Source organism: Geobacillus sp., from assembly GCF_017515625.1.
Lineage (GTDB): Bacteria > Bacillota > Bacilli > Bacillales > Anoxybacillaceae > Geobacillus > Geobacillus stearothermophilus.
Map to the genome: position 1 here is coordinate 1 of NZ_JAFWFM010000144.1, position 7,816 is coordinate 7,816.

The window sequence follows — 7,816 nt, forward strand, 5'->3', positions numbered from 1 at the left end:
CAAATCACTAGGGGAAAAGGCAGAAATGGCGTACGCTGAAGGTGTAAATCAAATTAACTGAAGGGGGGGAAAACAGTGAAACGAAATGTGTCTACGTTGTTGTCAGTTGCGTTGGTTGCATCGCGTTTGGCCGCATGCAGCAACGGGGGAGGAGGAGAGGCAAAGGCGGAAAATAAAAACGGAACAGCGGCAACTACGCAACAGTCTGCTGCGAACATGTTAGCGGCGCATAAAGGATTGAACCAAGCACCGGTGCCGTTGAAAATGGAGCGGATCGGTCTGCATGACGTCCGCGTTGAAATGACGGCGCAAATCACTGACATTGAAATTGACAAAGGGAAAACGTATTATACGGCGGTGAAAAGAAAAAGAAGTGATTCGCATCACAATCGAAAAAAAGAGAGCGTCCGGCAGGCCGCGAACAACGGTCGGTCGGGCGTTCTTCTAATCAGCGCGCCAAAATGGCTTGGTCGTTGCTGTGTATCGAAGGGGAACGATCAGACAGACCCCTAACTACGGTGCACCGCTCACTCAATGCAACAAATATCCGCCGGACAGTCTTCGCATTGAATTTCCGTTTTCAAATAGTTTAAATCATGAACCGTAATTTTCCCCCGCTTCATCGAGATAATCCCTTCCTGTTTTAACGCATTGAGCATCCGGTTGACGCTTTCGCGCGTTGTGCCGCAAAAGTTGGCCAAGTCTTGGTTTTTTAACGTTACGTCAATGAAGATACTTCCATCTTCAAGCGGGACGCCATAACTGTTGCATAAACGAATGAGTGTTGAATAGAGCGCCCCTTTTTTGCCGTGCATGATAAGATCGCGAAACTTCGTCTGCGTCCGCCGGACATGCTTGCTGATCCAGCGCATATATTCAAGGGTAAGGGGCGGATTGATCAGCAGCTGCTGTTCCAGTTCCTCTTTGTTTATGACTGCCGCTTCGCCTGGCTCTATTACCTTGGCCGTCAACAAGTAGCGTGCATCGTTCGTAAACAGCGTCAGCTCGCCGACGATTTCCCCGCTTCCGCAAATGCGGAAGCACATTTCTTTTCCGTCCGGGCAAATTTTGCTCACTTGCACTTTGCCGGAAAGAATCAAGTACAGCTCATTGGCCGGCATCCCTTCTTGGAACAAAAAGGAGTGCTTGCGAAGTGGAATCACTTTTTTCGACGATTGCAACAAAGAACGTAAATGGGGAAAATATCCATTCACTGTAGCTTCCATCGATAGCCCCTCCATTCATTCAGCTATTTCTATTGTAAAAATCATCACAGCGGGAGAGAGTGAAAAAAATCACCGGTTACTGTTTTTTTGTGCGAGGCGTCACAATTTTTTTCTAAATTGGTTTTTCCTTTTTCTATGTTACAATGTGAGTAGCATCACAGCATTCTACTGTTTGTTTTCGTATGGTAAAAGGGAGACGGAACAGAGAGAGGCTCGTCGATGGAAGAGTTTTGGTCACCGGTATGGTTATCGATAAACGTATCGCTTCTTGCCGGCGTGATCGTCGCAATCCTTGGAACAGCGGCGGCGAGGTGGATGGCGCGCCGCCGGTTTCGTGGGAAGACGATCGTGGAGACGGTGTTTATGTTGCCGCTCGTGCTGCCGCCGTCGGTTGTCGGTTTTTTGCTTGTTGTGCTGTTTGGGCGGCATAGCCCGATCGGACAGTTGATGGAAACGTGGTTTCACACAACGGTGCTGTTTACACCCGGCGCGGCGGTGATGGCGGCGGTTGTTGTGTCGTTTCCGCTCATGTACCAGGCGGCCAAAGCGGGTCTGGAAGCCGTTGATCCAACCGTTGAAGGAGCGGCGCGCATCGATGGGGCGAATGAGCGCCAAGTGTTTTGGCATATTTCGCTGCCGCTGGCCAGAAACGCCTTGTTGTCCGGGGCGGTGCTGTCGTTTGCCCGCAGCCTGGGGGAGTTTGGCGCGACGCTCATGTTTGCCGGGAATATTCCGGGAAAAACGCAAACGATCCCCACCGCTGTCTATATGGCGATGGAGTCGGGGCGGATGGAGTTGGCGTGGGCATGGGTGGCGGTCACGATTGGATTGTCATTTAGTTTATTGTCCTGTGCGGCGAAACTAGGCCGTTGGCAGCGATAAGGAGCAGGCCGTTGGAACATCACGCGGCCCATGAAAGGGAAAGGAGGGAGCGACATGGAAGAGCGCGACCGGGTGAAGATCATCGACCGCCTCGCCCGCCCGCTTCGCGATTTGCGGTTGTCGGTCATCGATCAATGCAATTTTCGCTGCGTCTATTGCATGCCTGCGGAAGTGTTCGGGCCGAATTTTCGCTTTTTGGCGGAAGACCAGCTGTTAACCGTTGACGAAATGGCGCTTTTAGTGGAATGTTTTGTCGAGCTTGGCGTTGAAAAAATCCGCCTGACCGGCGGCGAGCCGTTGCTTCGGCGCGACCTCGATGCGCTCATTGAGCGGCTGTCCGCGCTCCCTGGCCTGCGCGATATTGGATTGACGACCAACGGCGTTCATTTGGTGAAATGGGCGCAGCGGTTGAAAGAAGCCGGGTTGAAGCGCGTCAACGTCAGTTTGGATGCGTTGGATGATGACATTTTCCGCAACATGAACGGCATTGGCGTCGGCGCCGCCCCGGTGTTGAAAGGCATCGAAGCCGCCCTGGCGGCGGGGCTCGGCGTGAAAGTGAACATGGTCGTCAAAAAAGGATGGAACGACTCGCAAATCGTGCCGATGGCGGCCTACTTTAAAGACTTGGGCATTCCGCTCCGCTTGATTGAATTTATGGATGTCGGCACAACGAACGGCTGGGATTATTCCCATGTCGTGACGAAAAAAGAGATGTATGAACAAATCAACGCCATGCACCCTCTTGAACCGGTTGAAAAAGCGTACTTCGGCGAAGTGGCGAGCCGCTATCGCTACGTCGGCACGGAGGTGGAAGTCGGCTTTATCGCCTCAGTGACGGAAACGTTTTGCCAAAGCTGCACGAGGGCGCGCATTTCCGCCGATGGCAAGCTGTACACGTGTTTGTTTGCTTCTGAGGGAGTGTCGTTGAAAGACAAACTGCGCGCCGGCGCGGGGAAAGAAGAGCTGAAGGCGCTGATCGCCGCCATTTGGAGCGAGCGGACAGACCGCTATTCGGAAGAACGGACGGCAGAGACAGCGAAACAGCGCCCGAAAATTGAAATGTCGTATATTGGGGGATAACAAAGAAACGGGGCTGCTCTTTTCGTCAAAGAAGCAGCCCTGCTTTTTATCGCTCGATGCGCCTGCCTTTACCTTAGAAATGGGGGAATGGCTTCGTCTGCTTATGCCTTCACCGCCGCCAACACGCGCGGGAAGAGGATGTTGTTTTCCAAATGGATGTGGGTAAACAAATCGTCTTCGAGCGCCGCGAGTCGGTTGTAGACGAGCCGGTACGTGCCGCACGCGTCTTCCGGCGGGGTGAAGTCGTTGGTGATTTCACGAATTTCTTTCATCAAATCGCCGGCTGCGTCATGTTCATTGACCAGTTCGCGAACGGCCCGCTCGACCGCCTCCTGGTTTTCCGGCGATGGGTTGTCGGCAAATTGCAAAATGAGCGGGAACGCTCCCGTTTCCTCTTTAATGAGATGCTGCTCGAGTTCTGTTTTTAACTCATGAAACAGTTTATGCACGTGGGAAAGATGCGGATGGTGCATGCCGTGCACGCGCAATACTTTCGTGACATACGGGCTGAGCTGCGGCAGTTCCTCGTTCAAATAGCGGTGGTGCGTGTTGATGATATGATCGACCAAGTCGGTTAGCGGCGCTTCGCTCCAGTTTCCGGCCGGTTTGTTTTGCGCCTCCGCATAAAGGGTGTTCAGTTCGCGAAGGAGCGCTTCGCCATCGAGTCCGCGCTCTTCAATGGCTTCTTTTAACGGGCGCTGCCCGCCGCAGCAAAAATCAATGCGCCGCGCTTTAAACAAATCCGCTGCTTTCGGAAATTGAGTGACAATATCGCCGATCAACGATTGTTCGGTAAACCGCTGTTCCATTTCGGATCCCTCCATCACCAAATCGTTACAGCTTCAGCATACCTTGTTTTGGACGTCAACGTTGTGACACATCTCACACAAACGAAAAAAGTAGACAACAAGGAAATGTGATGAACATCACAACAGTGGCTCCCTTCTTTCCTGTACAATAAAATGGACGATATAAATTGTGAATGCGCTGCATAGAAGATGTGAACTGCCGAAAAAAGAGGGGGAGTCAGCATGTGGCTGCTGGCCAAGGCAAGCCGCTGGGAGGAAGAAAAAGATGATTTTGCAGCATATTGATGATGCCAGCGTCGTTGATGAAAAATTGGCCCAAACCATTAAGCAGCTGCAAGATTGGAAATCATTGTGATAAAACGATAAAATGGGCTTAGTGAAGTGAATGAGGGAAAGAAAGGGGAGAACACCGTTGGTCGAAAGACGAACCCCGATTCCTGTCGCGGAAGCCATCGCCCGGGTGATGCGTTACGCTGGGAGAGGAGAAGAGGAGACGGTGCCGCTTCGCCAGTCGTACGGCCGCTATTTGGCCGAAGATTTGCGCGCCGACCATGACGTGCCGCCGTTTGACCGCTCGCCGTATGACGGATTTGCCATTCGCGCCGCCGACTCGGAAGGAGCGGGACTTGACCATCCGGTCGAGTTTGAAGTCATTGAAACGATCGGCGCCGGACAAGTGGCGAAACAGCCCGTCGGTCCGTTTCAAGCGGTGCGCTTGATGACCGGAGCGCAAATTCCCCAAGGGTGCGATGCGGTCGTCATGTTGGAGCTCGCCAAACAGTACGAGCGGGATGGAAAAACGTATATGGCCATTAAACGCCCGTTCCGCCCTGGCGACAATATTTCGTTTCAAGGGGAAGACGCGAAAAAAGGGCAGCCGCTCATCGAAAAAGGGACGCGCATCAATCCCGGGGTGGCGGCGCTCTTGGCGACGTTCGGCTATGCGGAGGTGAAAGTGGCAAAACGGCCGCGCATCGGCATTTTTGCGACCGGCAGCGAACTGCTTGACGTCTCGGAACCGCTTGTGCCGGGAAAAATTCGCAACAGCAACGCCTACATGATCGAGGCGCAGGTGTTCAAAAGCGGCGCCGAGCCGATTTATTTTGGCCAGCTCGCCGACGACCTCGATGCGTGTTTTCACGCTGTGCGCCAGGCGCTCGATCAAGTGGACATGCTCATTACGACCGGCGGCGTCTCGGTCGGGGATTTCGATTATTTGCCCGCCATTTACAAGCGGCTCGGAGCGAACGTGTTGTTTAACAAAATCGCCATGCGCCCGGGGAGCGTGACGACCGTCGCCGAGATTGATGGCAAGCTGCTGTTCGGTCTATCCGGAAACCCGTCGGCGTGCTACGTCGGGTATGAGCTGTTCGTCCGCCCGGTCGTGCGCACGCGGCTGTTTTCGGCCAAGCCGTATTTGAAAAAAGCGAAAGCCACCCTTGGCGCCGAGTTTCCAAAGCCGAACCCGTTCACCCGCTTCGTGCGCAGCCGGGTCGAGGCGGTTGACGGTCGGCTTGTCGTGAAGCCGGTCGGCATGGACAAGTCGAACATCGTCACCTCGCTTGCCTTTGCGAACGCCTTGATGGTGCTGCCGGGCGGAACGAGAGGGTTTGCGGTTGGCGATGAGGTCGACGTGTGGCTTTTGGATGACGATGAGGGGTCAAGCGAATGAACGTCTGGCAAGTCGTCGGCTATAAACATAGCGGCAAGACGACGTTGATGGAAAAATGGGTGGCGGCCGCGGTCCGGGAAGGATGGCGCGTCGGGACGGTGAAGCATCACGGCCATGGCGGCGAGCCCGCGCGGCCGGAAGGTGTCGATTCCGTCCGCCATGAGCGGGCCGGGGCGGTGGCAACGGCGGTGGAAGGGGACGGGCTGTTGCAGCTACATCTCCGCCGTCCGCTATGGCGGTTGGATGATGTGTTGGCGCTTTATGCGCCGCTTCGGCTCGATCTCGTGTTGGTTGAAGGCTACAAACAAGATCGGTATCCAAAAGTCGTGCTTGTGCGCTCCGCGAAAGATTGGGCGTCGCTCCAGCACCTCGCCGACATCCGCGCCGTCATCGCCTGGGAGCCACTCGAAGGGCCGCTAGTGCATCCGGTGTTTTCGCTGGCCGATGATGATGAATATATTCCATGGCTCATGAACGAGGTGAGAACACGAACATGACCGAACCGTTGTTTGCCATTACCGACCGGCCGATTTCGGTCGAAGATGTGATGAAAAAAGTGATGCGTCCGGAAGCGGGGGCGGTCGCTGTCTTTGCCGGCACGGTGCGCGAATGGACGAACGGCAAGCGGACGCTCTTTTTGCAATATGAGGCGTACGTGTCGATGGCGGAGAAAATGCTCGCGCAAATCGGGGCGGAAATCGCCGAAAAATGGCCGGGGGCGAAAACGGCGATCACCCACCGGATCGGGCGGCTTAAGATCGGCGACATCGCTGTCGTCATCGCCGTTTCTTCGCCGCACCGCGCCGAAGCGTATGAGGCGAACCGCTACGCCATTGAGCGGATCAAACAAATCGTGCCGATTTGGAAAAAAGAGCAATGGGAGGACGGAAGCGCCTGGGTGGGCGACCAGCTTGAAACGACGGCGTATCCGTCCGGAAAGCCGGAGGTGAGTGAGGAATGATCCGCCTTTTATTTTTCGCGCATTTAGGCGAACAAATCGGTGAGCGGGAAGTGATGTGGCCGCACGTTCCGGAAACGGTGAAACAACTGAAAGACGAAGTGGAAGAGCGCTACGGCGTCTCGCTCGGGCGCGTCATGACTGCGGTCAATGAGGAGTACGCCCGCGACGAGTCGCCGCTTCATGCCGGCGACACGGTCGCCTTTATTCCACCGGTAAGCGGAGGATGAGACCAATGGCGAACAAAAGCAAATGGGTGATGCCAAAACAGCACGGCGCCTGGGCGATGCTCATCATCCCGTTTTGGCTCGGGGCGTACGCGGGCGGACTCTCGTGGAATCACGCGCCGCTCTTTGTCGCTTGGGTCGCGCTCTATTTGGCGACGTATCCGCTTTTGATGGCGGTGAAAACGAAGCGGAACGACCCGTACGTGCCCGCCGCCGCCCGCTATGGCGCCATCGCCGCACCGGCCTTGGCCGTTTCCCTTTGGCAGCAGCCGGCGCTTTTCTACTTCGGGCTCGCCATGATGCCGTTTTTCCTAGTAAACACCTACTACAGCAAGAAAAAGAATGAGCGCGCCTTTTGGAACGACGCGGCGGCCATCGCGGCGTTTTGCATCGGCGGCCTCGCCGCCTTTTACGCCGGACGTGGGGAGTTGACGCTTGAAGCATTTGAACTCGCCTTGTTTTCCTTCCTCTTTTTCATCGGCAGCACGTTTTACGTCAAGACGATGATTCGGGAAAAGAAAAATGAACGGTACAAATGGCTGTCATGGGGCTACCACGCTTTGTTGATCGTCGGCCTCATCGCCATCGGCGAGTCGTTCGCCGTTTTGGCCTACGCCCCGAGCGTCATTCGCGCCGTCTACTTATACGGCAAGTCGCTGCCGATCATGAAACTCGGCATGCTGGAAATCGCCAACGCGGCGTACTTTTTCATCGCGATGATCGTGCTTTACTCTTGAACGAACCCCAAACGGGAGGCATCCATGACCGTTTGGGGTTTTTCGTTTGGTTAGGCGGGATTGCTTTTTTATGGCACAAGCATGATGTGAAATGGGCGTGAATTCCTTGTAACGGTTTTGCAAAGGGTCGTTTCAAAAGCCTACCTCTTTCTTCTATACTCGTTCTCAAATAAAGAAAGAAGGGAAACCCGTGGTGCTAGTTGAGCTTTAGCGCTCAACTAGCAC

At 54.7% G+C, this 7,816-nt stretch carries 10 protein-coding genes; 8 read left to right on the forward strand and 2 right to left on the reverse strand.

What is annotated here, in order from left to right; genetic code table 11:
- Nucleotides 1–75: 75 nt before the first annotated feature.
- The gene (locus tag IKE44_RS08615; RefSeq protein ID WP_049625535.1) at nt 76–513 is read left to right on the forward strand and encodes a hypothetical protein; all 438 of its coding nucleotides are present in this window, start codon (nt 76–78) and stop codon (nt 511–513) included.
- 14 nt (nt 514–527) lie between these two features.
- Here IKE44_RS08615 and IKE44_RS08620 read toward each other — a convergent pair whose 3' ends face one another.
- Entirely contained in the window at nt 528–1,226 is a 699-nt protein-coding gene (locus IKE44_RS08620) for a Crp/Fnr family transcriptional regulator (RefSeq protein WP_287465638.1), read from the reverse strand.
- Nucleotides 1,227–1,445: 219 nt separating this feature from the next.
- Between IKE44_RS08620 and modB the strand changes: the two genes are divergently transcribed.
- Both modB and moaA read left to right on the forward strand, forming a co-directional pair.
- On the forward strand, nt 1,446–2,108 hold the full coding sequence (gene modB / locus IKE44_RS08625) for a molybdate ABC transporter permease subunit (RefSeq protein WP_033845516.1): 663 nt from the start codon (nt 1,446–1,448) through the stop codon (nt 2,106–2,108).
- A 54-nt stretch (nt 2,109–2,162) separates the two neighbouring features.
- A complete protein-coding gene (moaA, locus tag IKE44_RS08630; protein WP_287465640.1) occupies nt 2,163–3,188 on the forward strand; it encodes a GTP 3',8-cyclase MoaA in 1,026 nt (341 codons plus the stop codon).
- A gap of 101 nt (nt 3,189–3,289) precedes the next feature.
- Here the strand turns inward: moaA and ric are convergent, their stop codons facing one another.
- Nucleotides 3,290–3,997, reverse strand: coding sequence for an iron-sulfur cluster repair di-iron protein (gene ric, locus IKE44_RS08635; RefSeq protein WP_049626321.1), 708 nt, complete (start codon nt 3,995–3,997; stop codon nt 3,290–3,292).
- A gap of 412 nt (nt 3,998–4,409) precedes the next feature.
- Between ric and IKE44_RS08640 the strand changes: the two genes are divergently transcribed.
- From IKE44_RS08640 to IKE44_RS08660, 5 genes are read left to right on the forward strand one after another with little or no spacing between them, the layout of a single operon-like run.
- Complete coding sequence (locus tag IKE44_RS08640) at nt 4,410–5,669, forward strand: molybdopterin molybdotransferase MoeA (RefSeq protein WP_049625460.1); 1,260 nt, start codon at nt 4,410–4,412, stop codon at nt 5,667–5,669.
- Entirely contained in the window at nt 5,666–6,166 is a 501-nt protein-coding gene (mobB, locus tag IKE44_RS08645) for a molybdopterin-guanine dinucleotide biosynthesis protein B (RefSeq protein ID WP_033013774.1), read from the forward strand. The genes IKE44_RS08640 and mobB overlap by 4 nt, the downstream gene beginning before the upstream one ends.
- The gene (locus IKE44_RS08650) at nt 6,163–6,630 is read left to right on the forward strand and encodes a molybdenum cofactor biosynthesis protein MoaE (RefSeq protein WP_033013773.1); all 468 of its coding nucleotides are present in this window, start codon (nt 6,163–6,165) and stop codon (nt 6,628–6,630) included. Before mobB ends, IKE44_RS08650 begins: the two co-directional genes overlap by 4 nt.
- Complete coding sequence (gene moaD / locus IKE44_RS08655) at nt 6,627–6,857, forward strand: molybdopterin converting factor subunit 1 (protein ID WP_011230277.1); 231 nt, start codon at nt 6,627–6,629, stop codon at nt 6,855–6,857. The genes IKE44_RS08650 and moaD overlap by 4 nt, the downstream gene beginning before the upstream one ends.
- A gap of 5 nt (nt 6,858–6,862) precedes the next feature.
- The gene (locus IKE44_RS08660; RefSeq protein WP_287465643.1) at nt 6,863–7,591 is read left to right on the forward strand and encodes a YwiC-like family protein; all 729 of its coding nucleotides are present in this window, start codon (nt 6,863–6,865) and stop codon (nt 7,589–7,591) included.
- Nucleotides 7,592–7,816 lie beyond the last annotated feature (225 nt).